This is a genomic window from Dokdonella sp. GW821-FHT11D02, from assembly GCF_058808595.1.
On the sequence record NZ_CM179520.1, the window covers coordinates 3,953,468 to 3,967,997 of the forward strand.

Here is a 14,530-nt window from a genome sequence, read left to right on the forward strand (position 1 = left end):
CCATGGCCGCACTTTTCATTTTAAGCCGCGCTGTTCGAGCAGCGGCTCGACACTCGGATCGCGGCCGCGGAATGCGCGGTAGAGCGCCGCCATTTCCTGTGTGCTGCCGCGCGAGAGGATCATGTCGCGGAAGCGCTGGCCGTTCTCGCGCGTCATGCCGCCGTGCTCGCGGAACCAGTAGAACGCGTCGTGATCGAGCACTTCGCTCCACAGATAGGCGTAGTAGCCGGCGGCGTAGCCGCCGCCCCAGATGTGCGCGAAATACGAGGTGCGGTAGCGCGGCGGCACCACGTCCACGGCGACCTTGTACTGCTCGAGCGCCTTCTTCTCGAACGCATCGACGTCCTGCTTGGGCGTGCCGGCCGGCTGCGTGTGCCAGGCCATGTCGAGCAGGGCCGCGGCGAGATACTCCGTGGTGGCGAAGCCCTGGTCGAAGGTGCGCGACTTGTTGATCTTCTCGACCAGCTCGGCCGGCATCGGTGCGCCGGTCTGGTAGTGCTTGGCGTAGTTGGCGAACACCTTCGGGTCACGCGCCCAGTGCTCGTTGAACTGCGAGGGGAACTCGACGAAATCGCGCGGCACGTTGGTGCCCGACAGGGTCGGGTATTCGGTGTTGGAGAACATGCCGTGCAAGGCGTGGCCGAACTCGTGGAACATCGTGGTGACGTCGTCGTAGCTGATCAGCGCGGGCTGGCCGGCCGACGGCTTGGTGAAGTTGCAGACGTTGTAGACGACCGGCTTGGTGCCGAGCAGACGCGACTGGCCGACCAGGTTGTCCATCCAGGCGCCGCCGCGCTTGCTCTCGCGCTTCCAGTAGTCGGCGTAGAACAGCGCCAGCGACTTGCCGTCGGCGTCGAACACCTCGAACACGCGCACGTCCGGCTGGTAGACCGGGATGTCCTTGCGCTCCTTGAAGGTCAGGCCGTAGAGCTGGTTGGCGGCGTAGAACACGCCGTCGTGCAGCACGCGGTCGATCTCGAAGTACGGCTTGATCTGCGCTTCGTCGAGATCGTATTCGGCCTTGCGCACCTGTTCGGCGTAGTACTGCCAATCCCACGCCGCGAGCTTGAACTTGGCGGCGCCCTTGTCGATCTGCGCCTGCATCTTGGCCGCTTCGCCCTGCGCCTTGGCGGTCGCGGTCGGCACCATGTCGGTCATCAGCTTGATCGCGTTGGCCGGCGTCTTCGCCATCTGGTCGGCCAGCGTGTAGGCGGCGAAGTCCGAATAGCCGAGCAGCTTGGCGCGGTCGGCACGCAGCACCGCCAGGCGCTGGATGATCGCGCGCGTGTCGTTGGCGTCGCCGTGCTCGGCGCGGTCGGTCGAAGCCTTGAACAGGCGCTCGCGCACGCCGCGGTCGGTCAGCGAGACCTGCGCCGGCTGCTGCGTGGTGTTCTGCAGCGCGACGAGATACTTGCCTTCCTTCTTGGCGGTCTTGGCGGCGTCGGCAGCGGCGGCGATGTCGGCGTCGGAGAAGCCGGCGAGATCTTTCTTGTCGTCGACCACCAGGGCGCCGGCGTTGTTGGCTGCCAGCAGCTTGTTGGCGAAGTCGGTCGTCAGCGTCGATTCTTCCTTGTTCAACTCGCGCAGCTTGGCCTTGTCCGCCTCGGCGAGCTTGGCGCCGGCGCGCACGAAGTTCTCGTTGTAGCGTTCGAGCAGGCGCTTCTGTTCGGCGTCGAGGCCGAGCTGGTCGCGCTGGTCGTACAGCTTGCTGACGCGAACGAACAGCTTGTCGTCGAGGAAGATCGCGTCTTGGTGCTCGGCCAGCTTCGGCGCGATCGCCTCCTGCACCTTCTGCAGGGTGTCGTTGGTGTCGGCACCGGTCACCGCGTTGAACGCGGTGGAGACGCGGCTGAGCATCTGACCGCTGCGCTCCAGCGGCACGATCGTATTGGCGAAAGTCGGCGCATCCTTCTGCGCGGTGATCTTGGCGATCTCGCCGAGCTGCTCGCGCATGCCGGCTTCGAATGCCGGCTGGTAGTCGGCATCCTTGATCTTGTCGAACGGCGGCGCGTGGAACGGCAGCGTGCTCACCTTGGCGAACGGGTTGCCCGCCACCGACGCGGACGCCTTGGCCGCATCCTTCGCCGAGGCTTCCGGCGCCTGCGCCAGAATGCCGAAACCACCGATCAGGACCAGATTCATCGTCGTCACCAAGAGCCGTTTGCGCAGCATGAGCGTCCTCGCTGATTGGGTTGCCGCGCCTCGCAGGCGCAGCCGGGTCGCGCAGCTTAACGGACTCGCAACGGCGGGACATAGGCCGTTAGGCCCGGTCCGCCGCGCGCGGACACCGGCTCAGCGCAAATCGCGCAGCAGCGGTTCCAGCGCAGTCCAGACCGTGACGAGGATTTTCGGCTGTGCTTTCGCGTTCGGATGCAGGCCGTCGTCCTGCATCAGATCGGGGTCGAGCGCGACCCCGTCGAGCAGGAACGGCAACAAGGGCGCGTTGAATTCCTCGGCCAGACCCCGATACATCGAACGCAGGCCGTCGCGGTATTGCGGACCGTAGTTGACCGGCAGCTCGATGCCGATCAGCAAAATCTTCGCATTCGCGGCCTGGATCGCGGTCAGTATCTTGGCCAGGTTCGCGCGCGCAGTGGCGAGCGGCAGGCCGCGCAGACCATCGTTGGCACCGAGTTCGACCAGCACCAGGGCCGGCTTGTGTTCGGCCAGCAGGGCCGGCAGACGCGCCAGGCCACCGGCGGTGGTTTCGCCGCTGATGCTCGCGTTGACGACCGCCCGCGGCGCCGGTGCGGTTTGCAGGCGCCGCTCGAGCAGGGCGACCCAGCCGTCGTTCAGCGCGATGCCGTGCGCGGCGGAGAGCGAGTCGCCGAGCACCAGGAGCGGGGCCGGCGCCGCTTTCGACACGGACAAGCCCGAAACGAGACAGGCCCAAACCAACAGGATACGAAGCAGGATCATGAGCGCAGACACCATCGCCTTGAGTGCGACCGAGATTAGCAAAGTCGTCGACGGCCCCGACGGGCGCCTGACCATTCTCGACGGCGTGGGACTGACGGTCGCGCGCGGCGACAGCCTCGCCATCGTCGGCGCTTCCGGCTCGGGCAAAACCACCCTGCTCGGCCTGCTCGCTGGCCTCGATCGCCCCAGCAGCGGCAGCATCACCCTGGCCGGACAACGCCTCGATGCGCTCGACGAGGAAGCGCGTGCGCGCCTGCGCCGGCGTCTGGTCGGCTTCGTGTTCCAGAGCTTCCATTTGCTGCCGGCTCTGAACGCCGAGGAAAACGTGATGTTGCCGCTCGACCTCGAGGGTCGCGCCGACGCCGGCGCGCGTGCGGCCGAGGCGCTCGCACGCGTCGGCTTGGAACGGCGCCGGCACCACTATCCCCATCAGCTGTCCGGCGGCGAACAGCAGCGCGTGGCGCTCGCGCGCGCGTTCGTGCACGAGCCGGAAATCCTGTTCGCCGACGAGCCGACCGGCAATCTCGATCAGCGCACCGGCGCCAGCGTCGGCGACCTCTTGTTCGCGCTGAATCGCGAGCACGCGACCACCCTGGTGCTGGTCACGCACGACGTCAAGCTGGCGGCGCGCTGCGCGCGCAGCTTGCAGTTGCGCGAAGGGCGCATCGTCGAAGCCGTTGCAGACTCGATCACGGGCGATGGCGCGTCTTCTTCCCGGGCCAGTATCGCGACCGAGAGCGAAGCCGATCGTGAGGTGAGGGAGATTCCGGCGCAGGAGCCGCGCGCGTGAGGCCATTTGCATTCGCCGCGCGCAGCCTGCGACGCGAATTCCGCCAAGCCGAGCTGGCGACCCTGGCCGCGGCGCTGGTGCTCGCGGTGGCGGCGCTGACGGCGGTGGCGACCCTGGCCACGCGAGTCGAGCGCGCGATCGTGGCCTCCGCCGCGGAACTGATCGGCGGCGATCTCACCCTCAACGCCGGCAAACCGCTGCCGCCCGAATTCACCGCCGAAGCCGCGCGCCGCGGCCTGGCGGTGAACCGGCTCGCCGATTTCGCCAGCGTCGTGTTCGCAGGTACCGCCAGCAAACTCGCCGACGTGCGCGCCAGCGACGCCGCCTTTCCGCTGCGTGGCAGCTTGCGCGTGCTCGACGCGAACGGCGTGGAGAAAAGCGCGCAGGCACCGCCGGCCGGCGCGATCTATGCCGATCGCGCTGCGCTGGTCGCGCTGGACGTGCGCGCCGGCGCGACCGTGCAGCTCGGCGGCCGCGACCTGCTTGTGGCCGGTGAAATCACGCAGTCGCCCGATGGCGGCAACGCGTTCCGCCTCGCTCCGCGCGTGCTGATGAATCTGGCCGACGCCGAGGCGAGCGGCTTGATCGGCGTCGGCAGCCGTGCGCGGCATCGTCTGCTCCTCGCCGGCGACGCGGCTCAGGTCGCTGCGTTCGCCGCCTGGGCCAAGCCGCGCCTGCCCGACGGCGCCGAGCTGACCACGATCGAAGATGCGCAGCGCAATATGCGCACCGCGTTCGAACGCGGCGAAAGCTTCCTGCGCCTGGCGGCCCTGCTCGCCGCGCTCTTGTCCGGTATTGCGGTCGCGCTGGCAGCGCAGCGGTTCGCTCGGCGCAAAGTCGAGGAAGTCGCCTTGTTGCGCTGCCTCGGCGCCAGTCGCAGCGAAATTCTCACCGCGCTCCTGCTCGAACTCGGCCTGCTCGCGCTGCCGGCCTGCTTGCTCGGCCTCGCACTCGGCCTCGGTTTGCAGGAATTGGCGTTGAGCCTCGCGCACGGTCTTTTGCCCGGTGCGGCGCCGCCGTTGCCCTGGCAGCCGCCGCTGGCCGCGTTCGCGGTCGGCTGGGCCGTGCTGTTCGGCTTCGCCCTGCCGCCGCTCTTGCGTCTGCGCGAAATCGAGCCGATGCGCGTGTTCCGCCGCGAGACGTCCGCGCGCGTGCGCCGCTTCGATGCGCTGTATCTGCTGCCGCTCGCGGTCGGTGCGGTGCTGATCGGCTTGGGTGCCGACAATCCGCGTCTGGCCGCCACGCTCGCAGCCGGTTTCGCCGGCGTTGCGCTGACGACCTTCGTGCTCGGCCTTCTGCTGTTGAAACTGACGCGCCTGGCGGCGTCGCGACTGCGCGGCGCGTTGCGCTTCGGGCTCGCCAATCTGGCACGCCGGCGCACGCTGACCCTGCTGCAAGCCGGCGCGCTCGCGCTGAGCTTGACCGCGCTGGCCGTGCTCGCGGTGGTGGGTCCGTCCCTGCTCGCGCGCTGGCGCGCCGAGCTGCCCAACGACACACCGAACTGGTTCGTGCTGAACCTGCAAGCCGAGCAGCGCGAGGCGGTACTGCAACGCCTACGCGAAGCCGGCGCGCACAGCCTCACCACGCTGCCGCTGGCGGTCGGCAAGCTGGTCGCGATCAATGGCCGCATGCCCAATCCGGACGACTACGACGATCGCCGCGCGGCCGGGTGGATCAACGGCGAAACGCGCGTCAGCTGGAGCGACAAGCTGCCCGATTCGAACAAGCTGCTGCAGGGACGTTGGTTCGACACGCAAACGCAGGGGCCGCAACTGTCGGTCGATCAGATGTGGATCGACATGTTCCATCTGAAACTCGGCGACACGATGACCTTGCGCGTCGGCGAACGTGAAATCACCGCGACGATCGCGAGCATCCGCGGCGTCGACTGGGATTCGTTCCGAGTCAATTTCTTCCTGATGCTGGATCCGGCCAGCGGCGCCGGACTACCGTACAGTCACGTCGCCAGTTTCTATCTCGGCGGCGATGCGACGGCGACCTTGGCCGGACTGTCGCGCGACTATCCGAATCTGTCCTTGATCGATCTCAACGCGATCCTCGACCGCGTGCGCGAGATCATCGCGCGCGTCAGCGATGCGGTCGCCTGGGTGCTCGCCTTCAGCCTCGCCGCCGGCCTGCTGGTGCTGCTCGCGGCGCTGGCCGCCACCGCGGACGAGCGCCGCCGCGAAACCGCGCTGTTGCGCACGCTCGGCGCGCACACGCGCCAGCTCAATATCGCGGTACTGGCCGAGTTCGGCGCGCTCGGTCTGCTCGCCGGCGTCATCGCGATCGTCGGTGCCAGCGCGATCGGCGCGCTGCTTGCGCGCCAGGTGTTTCGCTTGCCCGGCTATCTGCCGCCGCTCGATGCGCTCGGAGCGGTCGTGCTCGGCGCCGCCGCGGTGGTCGCCGTGGCCGGCTGGATCGGCACGCTGCGCATCGCACGCACCTCGCCGATGGCGGTACTGCCACGCATTTGATCCACGCAATGCGTCAGTGTGCGGCAGGTGCAGCGCCTGCCGCGAACGTGCTGCCGAGACGCTCGGTCAGCAGGCGCCGCTGCGGTTCGTCGAGCGCGGCGACGAGTACGTCCATCGCCGCATCGAACTTGGCCAGCGTCGCCGCGCGCTCCTGGGCAGAGTCGGTCAGCGCCTTGATCTGCTGCAGAGGTTCCGCAGCAGTCGCGGCTTGCGCGGTGGCGACGGATTCGTAGGCGAGCAGCGCATCGCGCATGGCCGTCCACGCCTCGGTCTGGTCGGCACGCAGCAGCAATTGCGTGCGCAAGTCGCGCAGTGTGGCGAGAAAGCCGGCGAGCGCGTCGCCGGCAGCGGCCGCTGCAGCCGGCGCGCAGGGTGCGGTCGCCGCGTCGCGATTGCCGCCGCCGCGATGTCCACCACCGCCTTTGCCGCCGAATCCCTGCGCCCAGGCGCCCGAGACGGGCAGTACGGCGAGCAGCACGAGCACGACGACAGCCGGTGCGTGCTGGCTTTTTCGGGTCGCGATCGAAGTGCGGCGGCCGATACTGGGCGAGGGAATGGGGCGAGAGACGGACGTGCAACGGCGCATGGCGATAAGCCGTATCGAAGGTCGAAGCAGGCTAGCACGCAGGCGTGGGCGGACTTCCGACCAAACGCCGGACTTACAGGCTTTTACCTCGTAAAGCAGGCTTGGGAATGCCTGCCGCCGCGGCCTCTACGTGCCCTTCCCCGCAGGCACCGGGCTAGTTGCCTTTCGATCGCCATTCAAAAGCTTTGTTCAGATCGACCGTGCTGAACATGATGTGGCCGCGATTGATCTCGCGCGCCATCGCCGGCTGCCCGTCGAGCTTGCCCGACCACCAGCCGCTCTGCGACTTGCCGACGAATTCCACGCGCTGCTTGCCCGCGGTGAACACCATCGTATGCGTGCCATCGGCGGCGACCGTGTCGCTCAGGCGGCAGCCGACAGCCGGCGCGTAGTCGATCTCGCATTGCTCCGACGACGGCGTCTCGTCGGCCGTGGCGGCACAAGCCGCAAGAGCGAGGGCGAAGGAAACGGCGAGCAACTTCCACTGCATCTTGCGCCTCCTGCGCGGCCGCGGGCCGCGTTGACGGGAACCGCTTCGAGCTTGCGCAAATCCGCAGCGCAAGTCCAGCGCGGAGGCGAAGAACCTAGAATGCACCGCCTCTCCCGAACGCGAGCGTAGCCATGTGGAATGCCGTACTGCCCATCCTGCTGCTGATCGGCTCGAACGTCTTCATGACGTTCGCCTGGTACGGCCACCTGAAATTCACCGATCGGCCGCTCTGGATCGTGATCCTGGCGAGCTGGGGCATCGCGTTCTTCGAGTACTGCTTGCAGGTGCCGGCGAATCGCTATGGCTACGGCGTGTTCAATCCGGCGCAGCTGAAGGCGATACAGGAAATCATCACGCTCTGCGTCTTCGCCGGCTTCTCCGTGTTCTACCTCGGCGCCGCGATCCGCTGGAACCATTTGGTGGGTTTCGCGCTGATCGTCGCAGCGGCGTTCTTCATCTTCCAGGAATGAGGTCGGCCGCTCGCCCCGGACACGTTTCGTCACCGTGGCGGCGCTCTCGGAAAGCATTCCGTAAGCATGCGAGCGTAGCGTCGCTTACGCTCATCCCACGCAGGAGGAATGCGATGAAAGTCTTGTCCGCCATACTCGCTCTGCCGCTGGCGTTGTCGTTCGCCGCTGCCCACGCGCAAGCCCCCGCCGGCGCTCCGGCCGGCTCCACCGGCCTGTGCAAGGACGGCAGCTACACCTCGGCCGACGCCAAGAAGGGCGCCTGCCGCGGCCACAAGGGCGTGAAGGAATGGTATGCCGCCGCCGCTGCGACCGCGGCTACTGACAGCACGGCCAGCAAATCCGCATCCAAGACCACGGCCGCCGCACCGACGGGCAGTGCTCCGGCCGGCTCGACCGGGCTGTGCAAGGACGGCAGCTACACCGATGCGGACACCAAGAAAGGCGCCTGCCGCGGCCACAAAGGCGTGAAGGAATGGTACGGCGCAAGCGCTGCTGCCGCAGCACCCGCGACGAAGGCCGCGGCCCCGGCAGCGCCTCCGACACCGGCACCCGCTGCGCCTTCGACGCCCGCGGCCGCATCGGTCACGACACTGGCACCGCGCTCGACTGCCGCGCCGCCGACGGTGCATACGCAAACCGATCCCAACAATCGCGCCGCGGCACCGGGCGGCGGCGCCGGCAAGGTTTGGGCGAACACCGAAACCAAGGTCTACCACTGCTCATCCGACCGTTACTACGGCAAGACCAAACAGGGCGAGTACCTGAGCGAAGCCGACGCGCAAGCCAAGGGCTACCACGCCGCGCACGGCAAGACCTGCTCGCCATAACGGAAGCGCATCCGATCTACCCCGAAGGCAGCGCGCATGCGCTGCCTTCGCATTTCGACCGGTCAGTGCTGCGGCGGCAGACTAACTTTGCCGCCGACGTCCGAGTAGTGAATGCTGTCGAGGTTGGCCTTCGACTCGACCGTGAAACCGCCGCGCACGTGGTCGGCGCGGATATCACCGGAACTGTCCCTGCCGACGCCGGCGTCGCCGCCGATGTCGTCGAACACGATGTCGCCGGAGCTGTCGTTGTCGATGCGTGCATGCCCGCCGATGTGGCGGAATTTGACGTCGCCCGAACTGTCGTTGTGCACGACGGCATTGCCGCGCACGTTGCGCAGATCGATGTCGCCGGAACTGTCGGAATCGACCGTGACGTCGCCTTCAACACCGTCGGCCTCGATGTCGCCCGAGGTGTCTTTGATGCGGATACCGCCGCCGACGTCGCGCAGATCGATGTCGCCGGAGCTGTCGGTCAGGTCGATGCCCTTGCGCAGCCCATCGATCTCGATGTCGCCGGAAGAATCGCGCAAGCGCAACGCCAGCGCCGCCGGCATCCGCACTTCGACGTCGATGTAAGCGTAGTGGTTGCCGAACAGCTTGATACCGCCGTCGTTGTCGGGGATCTGGGTCGCCGCTAGCGCGACCGCGCCTTCACGGCGCTGAGTCAACTGCAGCGCAGCCAGGCTCGCCTCTTCGCTGGCGCAGGCCTTGCCGCGAACTTCGATGCTCGCCAGGCCCGCCACGCCCTTGATGTTCAGATCGCCGGCACCGGTGGCGAGATCGAACGCATCGAGCCCCTTGGCGTCGATGTCGAGCTTGCGCTCGGCGCGAAAGGCGCAGTCGTCCGCGAGGGCAGCAAGCGGCGACAGGGCAAACAGGATCACGGTAATCGTGCGCAGCATGGAGCCTCCGGCATTGGGTCTAGGGCCTACTTGGATACCGTTCCGGCGTGGAAGGTTTACACGATCCCGATCTCCTCACCTTCTGAGTTAGCGGGCCGAGGTCAAACCAAGTCCATACGTGATACTCCCGATCGCTGTCGAACGACGCCTTGCGGTCACCTAGGGTCCTCAGCCCAACTTCGGCTTCGCGCTGTTCTCCGCCGCCGCCTTCGCTCGCCGGCACGGCGGCCCGAGCGAGGAATCGGGACGACGTGAGCCCAACTCCCCCTACCGAGCCGACCATCGATCGGGCACACTGATAGGGCTTGGGGTCGACACCACGATAGGATCTGTCCGCGCGGCGGGAGAGGTCACTACCGCGCGAGGCGATCATGAAAGACAAGCCATTGACCACCAGAGCCGTTCGTCTGAACTGGCGACTACCCGCGCTGATGAGCGAGCGCGGCATCTACAGCAACGCAGAACTACGACGCCGCCTGCTGAACCTCGGGATCGGCATCTCCAGCGCACAAATGAGCCGAATCGTCGGCGAGCGCCCACGTCTTCTCCGTCTGGACATGCTGGAGGGTCTGATGACCGTGCTTGCCTGCGGTGCAGACGAGCTCCTGGAGCCGGGCGCCGATCGGCGTGACGAGCAATACGCTCATTCCTCCATGGCCTCCGGCAGCAACATTCCCTGACGCCGCACCTGCAGTGTCCGAACCAGCAGAGGCTGGCGCATGCCCCATTGCAATGTCCGTGTATCGCTCCGCGATTGGAGCGAAAGCACATCTTTATCCGAGATGTTTCATCAAATGAAACAAATCGCTCTTTTCTCAATGAAACCCGTCAGCTTTTGGAAACTTGAAGGCGAGATTAATCGCTAGGATGAGCGCGCTCTCCAAGAGCAGATGTCACAGCGAAAAGAAACACTTGCGGACTCTGGGATCGGGACCTTCGAGTCCGCTATTTTTTCAACCCGGATAATTACCCGTGATCCCGATTCGTCATTTCTATCCCAACGGTTCCCGCCTGGAACTTGACGAAAAAAGCCTGGAGGCGGAAGGGAAACGCGCCATCGCCGTCGTGCATGGCGAAGGATCGGGTCGCGGTTGCACGCTATCGGTCAATGCCTCGGCCGCCGGCGTTTGGATTCCGCTGCGCGAGGAACTGCAGTTCAGCAGCGGCGAGGCCGTCGTATATCCAGGGGAGTTGCGCGTTTCCGAATCGGAATACGGCTTGCGCGCCACCAGTCGCGGCAATGCCATCTGGGTGGCCTTGCTCGCGGGCGCGCAGACCTGGCGTGAGCTGACCGGAATGTCTCTTGGGCTTACGCTCGATCCGCCCTTGCTGCCGGCACGCCACGCAGCCGATTTCAGCTTGCGTCGCAGCGCGGTCACGATGCGGCGCGCGGCGAGAGGAAAAGACCGCGCAGCACAGACGCTGATCCAGCGCATTCTCTCGCTGCAGGACAAATTCTCGAAGTCCATCGCGGCCTGCCCCGGACGTACCTTCAAACAGCGGCGAATGGTCTTTCTGCGCCTGCAACGCGTACGCAATCGGCTCGCCGCCAGCTTTCAAAGCGACTTCAGCAACGAAGACCTCGCGCGCATGGCGGGTTATTCGTCCTCGCATTTCATTCGAGCCTTCGGCGCCGCCTATGGCGAAACGCCCCACGCGTATCTCGTCCGGCAACGACTGAAGCACGCGCTCAGACTGCTGCATACCAGCCCGCTTGCGATCGCGGAAGTCGCGATGGCCAGCGGATTCGACAGCCCGTCTTCATTTTCCCGCTCATTCCGCGACAACTTCGGAACCACCGCGCGCCTGGCAAGAGAACGAATGGCGAGAAAGCCGACGCTGGTGGTTCGAGAACTTCTTTCGGAAGTCGAAAAGCGCAGTTTGTGAAAAGTTTGGCGCGCCTTCTTGGCAATACAAATAATTTACGGCTTCTTAATATCGAACGACATTGCCACGCAATGTTGCTACGGCTTCGATCACGAAAAAACGGGAGAAGATCTCAATGTCAACGACGATACTAAGAAAGGCGATCAAGTGCGGACTCTACGGGCTGGGTATGACGAACCTGCTCGTGGCGGCTCCCGCCTTGGCGCAAGACACACAAGGCGAAACGCAATCGCTGGAAACCGTCACAGTGACCGGTTCGCGCATCCGCAAGGCGGACGTCGAAACCGCTCAACCCATTCTGGTACTCGATCGAGCCGCGATCGAGAAGCAAGGCTTCAACTCGGTCGTCGACATCCTGTCGAACCTGACCGAAGCCGGCTCGCCGCCGATCAGCCGTTCGAGCGTCTTGGCTTCCGGCGAAAACGTCGGCGGCTACTACATCGATCTGCGCAGCCTCGGTGCGAACCGCACTCTTATCCTGTTGAATGGTAAGCGCCTGGGCGCGACCAGCGACGGCCTACAGGATCTGTCGCAGGTCCCGATAGCGGCAGTCGAACGCATCGAGGTTCTCAAGGACGGCGCTTCGGCGATCTACGGTTCTGACGCGATCGCGGGCGTGGTCAACATCATCACGCGCCGCAACTACGACGGTATGGAAGCCAGCGCCTACATCGGCCAGTACGACGAGGGCGACGGCACCAAGCAGACCTACAGCATGACGCTCGGCTCGCACAACGAGCGCGGCTCGATCACGGTCGCGGCCGAGTATTCGAAGGAAGATCCAACCTGGGCGCGCAACCGCCCATGGAGCGCCTACGGCAACAGCAGCCGGCATCCGCTCGATGCGCTGACAGCGGTGTCGCAGTGGGGTACGTTCTTCTTCCCTGACGGCTCGTGCCCGGGCCAGGACATCAGCTACTTCGCCAACGCGCGAGGCCTGGGCGGTTCATGCACCCTCAATCCCGGCGGCAATCCGTTCAACGACGGTCGCAACGGACGTCCAAACGACTACCACGGCACCAACTCCGCCGGCGGCGCGCAAGATCTGTCCAACTCGAACTCGGAAATGATGGGTACGACGGGTACCGACCGGCACTCCTTGTTCGTGGCGGGTGAATACAACATCACCGACAACATCAAGTTCTCGACCGACATCCTGTACAACAAGCGTTCGACCACGCAGCAGGTGGCGGGTTACCCGTTCCAGGGCGGCAATCTGTCGGCCGACAGCTACTACAACCCATTCGGCAACCAGCATCCGGTCGAAGGCGAAGAAAGTACCAACATCTATTTCCTCCGCCGCGGCTGGGAAGTGCCGCGCTCCACCCGCAGCGATCTGCAGACGTATCGTTTCTCGGGCACCTTGGAAGGCACCTTCGAGATCGCCGGCCGCACCTGGAACTGGGATATCGGCGGCTTCGTCAACACGAATGATCTGCTCAAGACCGGCCGTGGCGACTACAGCCTCGGCGCCGTGGCAGCAGCGACGGGCCCCTCGTTCTACAACGATCTGACCAATCGCGTGGAATGCGGCACGCCGCAGCGTCCGATTCAGTACGGTGCGGGCCCCGGCCAGTGCGTCCCATGGAACCCGTTCTATCCCGCCGGCACGGTCGCGCCGGACTCATTGTCCGGCAATGAGACTCTGCAGACTTTCATGTTCCCGTACTACCACGATACCGGTCGCACCAAAACCGTCGACTACAGCGCCAACCTGACCGGTTCGCTGTTCTCGCTGCCGGCCGGCGATCTCAGCATCGCCACGGGTTACGAGTACCGCCAGGAGTCCGGCCGCTTCGAACCTGACGCATCCAAGCAAGCGGGCCAGTCCACCGACCTCGCCGGCACCATGACCAAGGGACGTTACTCGGTCGACGAGTACTATCTCGAAGTCGATGTGCCGGTGTTGAAGGACGTGCCGTTCTTCAAGGAGCTGTCCTTCAACGTCGCCGCCCGCTACTCGGACTACTCGACGTTCGGCGACACCACCAACAGCAAGTTCAGCCTGACTTGGCGTCCCATCGAAGACTTGTTGGTTCGCGGCAACTATGCCGAAGGGTTTCGCGCACCCACGATCGGCGATCTGTACGGCGGATCGAGCCAAACGTTCGCGTTCTATACCGACCCCTGCGACATCCGCAACTCCGCCGGACGCAATCCTGATGTGCTCGCGCGCTGTATGAGCGGCATGGGCGGCATTCAAGCCCCGACAACGCCGGACTTCAACCAGCGACGCCAAGGCAACGCGGCTTGTGCAGCATTCCCCTGCCAGACCCCCGTTGCGTTCATGGCGGGCTCGAATCCCAACCTCACGGCGGAAACGTCAACCAGCAAGACCGCGGGTTTGGTGTACAGCCCGCACTGGATTCAGGGGCTCGACTTCAGCCTCGACTGGTACAACATCAAGATCGACAACGCCATTTCCACCGACTCGGTGACGCAGATGCTGCAAGACTGCTACGTGTTCGGGGCAGAATCGCGCTGCTCACCGACGCTGTTCACGCGTGATGCCAACGGCAACGTCAACACGGCTCTGATCGGTGGCATCAACCAGGGCTGGCAGGAAGTCGAGGGTTACGATTTCGGTATCAACTATCGACTGCCGGAATTCTCGTTCGGCCGCTTCCGCGTGAGCTGGGACACGACCTACGTCTCCAAGAACAACGTCAAGGCCGACGACCAGCCCGAGACGGTTGTCGAGGTACGCAACAGTTTCGCCGGCTACCCGCGCATTCGCTCCAATCTGAGTCTGGATTGGTCGCTGGGCGACTTCGGCGCGACCTGGACCTCGCGCTACTACTCCAGCATGAAGGAGAACTGTTCCTACGACACGGACGGCGGGCCCGAATGCAATATGCCCGACAACGTCGCACCGGATTCGGGGGAACAGCCGGTCAACCGTGTCGGCGGAAGCACGTGGCATGACGCGCAGATACGCTGGACCGCACCATGGAACGGCACGATCTCGATCGGCGCGAACAACGTGCTCAACAAGAAGCCACCGATCATGTATACGGCGCCCAACTCGCAGTACGCCTACTGGGGCGGGTTCGACATCGGCCGCTTCTACTACCTGCGCTACACGCAGAAGTTCTGATCGACGTTCCACTTGACGGGGGCGTCGACCGGCAGCGGCTGAAAGCTGCTGCCGGTCGACGATTTCGGCGCGCACGCGGCCACAG

12 protein-coding genes are annotated in these 14,530 nt (G+C 65.3%); 7 read left to right on the forward strand and 5 right to left on the reverse strand.

Translation table 11 applies throughout. From position 1 onward, the window contains the following. Positions 1–15: 15 nt before the first annotated feature. Complete coding sequence (gene dcp / locus AC3QL3_RS16920) at positions 16–2,172, reverse strand: peptidyl-dipeptidase Dcp (RefSeq protein WP_492895254.1); 2,157 nt, start codon at positions 2,170–2,172, stop codon at positions 16–18. Between the two features lie 120 nt (positions 2,173–2,292). Then, positions 2,293–2,919, reverse strand: coding sequence for an arylesterase (locus AC3QL3_RS16925; RefSeq protein ID WP_492895255.1), 627 nt, complete (start codon positions 2,917–2,919; stop codon positions 2,293–2,295). Between AC3QL3_RS16925 and AC3QL3_RS16930 the strand changes: the two genes are divergently transcribed. Continuing rightward, on the forward strand, positions 2,918–3,709 hold the full coding sequence (locus AC3QL3_RS16930) for an ABC transporter ATP-binding protein (RefSeq protein WP_492895256.1): 792 nt from the start codon (positions 2,918–2,920) through the stop codon (positions 3,707–3,709). The two genes, AC3QL3_RS16925 and AC3QL3_RS16930, sit on opposite strands and share 2 nt — an antisense overlap. Further along, positions 3,706–6,186 carry an ABC transporter permease gene (locus tag AC3QL3_RS16935; RefSeq protein WP_492895257.1) on the forward strand — a complete coding sequence of 827 codons (2,481 nt, stop codon included), beginning with the start codon at positions 3,706–3,708 and terminating at the stop codon, positions 6,184–6,186. Before AC3QL3_RS16930 ends, AC3QL3_RS16935 begins: the two co-directional genes overlap by 4 nt. 13 nt (positions 6,187–6,199) lie before the next feature. Here AC3QL3_RS16935 and AC3QL3_RS16940 read toward each other — a convergent pair whose 3' ends face one another. Together AC3QL3_RS16940 and AC3QL3_RS16945 are read right to left on the reverse strand one after the other, a co-directional pair. Further along, positions 6,200–6,670, reverse strand: coding sequence for a hypothetical protein (locus AC3QL3_RS16940; RefSeq protein ID WP_492895258.1), 471 nt, complete (start codon positions 6,668–6,670; stop codon positions 6,200–6,202). Between the two features lie 256 nt (positions 6,671–6,926). Continuing rightward, positions 6,927–7,262 (reverse strand): SH3 domain-containing protein, encoded by a 336-nt coding sequence (locus tag AC3QL3_RS16945; protein WP_492895259.1) that lies wholly within the window; start codon positions 7,260–7,262, stop codon positions 6,927–6,929. A gap of 131 nt (positions 7,263–7,393) precedes the next feature. Here AC3QL3_RS16945 and AC3QL3_RS16950 point away from each other — a divergent pair, with 131 nt between their 5' ends. Continuing rightward, the gene (locus tag AC3QL3_RS16950; RefSeq protein ID WP_492895260.1) at positions 7,394–7,732 is read left to right on the forward strand and encodes a DMT family protein; all 339 of its coding nucleotides are present in this window, start codon (positions 7,394–7,396) and stop codon (positions 7,730–7,732) included. Positions 7,733–7,845: 113 nt separating this feature from the next. Next, the gene (locus AC3QL3_RS16955; protein WP_492895261.1) at positions 7,846–8,559 is read left to right on the forward strand and encodes a DUF3761 domain-containing protein; all 714 of its coding nucleotides are present in this window, start codon (positions 7,846–7,848) and stop codon (positions 8,557–8,559) included. Between the two features lie 62 nt (positions 8,560–8,621). Here AC3QL3_RS16955 and AC3QL3_RS16960 read toward each other — a convergent pair whose 3' ends face one another. Further along, positions 8,622–9,461, reverse strand: a complete 840-nt coding sequence (locus AC3QL3_RS16960; protein ID WP_492895262.1) for a DUF4097 family beta strand repeat-containing protein — start codon at positions 9,459–9,461, stop codon at positions 8,622–8,624. A gap of 371 nt (positions 9,462–9,832) precedes the next feature. Between AC3QL3_RS16960 and AC3QL3_RS16965 the strand changes: the two genes are divergently transcribed. From AC3QL3_RS16965 to AC3QL3_RS16975, 3 genes are all read left to right on the forward strand, one after another. Next, positions 9,833–10,141: a helix-turn-helix domain-containing protein gene (locus AC3QL3_RS16965; protein WP_492895263.1), complete on the forward strand. Its 309-nt coding sequence runs from the start codon at positions 9,833–9,835 to the stop codon at positions 10,139–10,141. Positions 10,142–10,433: 292 nt separating this feature from the next. Continuing rightward, positions 10,434–11,348, forward strand: coding sequence for a helix-turn-helix domain-containing protein (locus AC3QL3_RS16970; protein WP_492895264.1), 915 nt, complete (start codon positions 10,434–10,436; stop codon positions 11,346–11,348). A 115-nt stretch (positions 11,349–11,463) separates the two neighbouring features. Continuing rightward, positions 11,464–14,445, forward strand: a complete 2,982-nt coding sequence (locus AC3QL3_RS16975) for a TonB-dependent receptor plug domain-containing protein (protein ID WP_492895265.1) — start codon at positions 11,464–11,466, stop codon at positions 14,443–14,445. The last annotated feature ends 85 nt before the right edge of the window (positions 14,446–14,530 follow it).

What these genes read in the sequence shown, in the direction of transcription:
- dcp (WP_492895254.1), bottom strand. Translation starts at nt 2,172, where the DNA reads ATGCTGCGCAAACGGCTCTTGGTGACGACGATGAATCTGGTCCTGATC.
- AC3QL3_RS16930 (WP_492895256.1), top strand. Translation starts at nt 2,918, where the DNA reads ATGAGCGCAGACACCATCGCCTTGAGTGCGACCGAGATTAGCAAAGTC.
- AC3QL3_RS16925 (WP_492895255.1), bottom strand. Translation starts at nt 2,919, where the DNA reads ATGATCCTGCTTCGTATCCTGTTGGTTTGGGCCTGTCTCGTTTCGGGC.
- AC3QL3_RS16945 (WP_492895259.1), bottom strand. Translation starts at nt 7,262, where the DNA reads ATGCAGTGGAAGTTGCTCGCCGTTTCCTTCGCCCTCGCTCTTGCGGCT.
- AC3QL3_RS16950 (WP_492895260.1), top strand. Translation starts at nt 7,394, where the DNA reads ATGTGGAATGCCGTACTGCCCATCCTGCTGCTGATCGGCTCGAACGTC.
- AC3QL3_RS16955 (WP_492895261.1), top strand. Translation starts at nt 7,846, where the DNA reads ATGAAAGTCTTGTCCGCCATACTCGCTCTGCCGCTGGCGTTGTCGTTC.
- AC3QL3_RS16960 (WP_492895262.1), bottom strand. Translation starts at nt 9,461, where the DNA reads ATGCTGCGCACGATTACCGTGATCCTGTTTGCCCTGTCGCCGCTTGCT.
- AC3QL3_RS16965 (WP_492895263.1), top strand. Translation starts at nt 9,833, where the DNA reads ATGAAAGACAAGCCATTGACCACCAGAGCCGTTCGTCTGAACTGGCGA.
- AC3QL3_RS16975 (WP_492895265.1), top strand. Translation starts at nt 11,464, where the DNA reads ATGTCAACGACGATACTAAGAAAGGCGATCAAGTGCGGACTCTACGGG.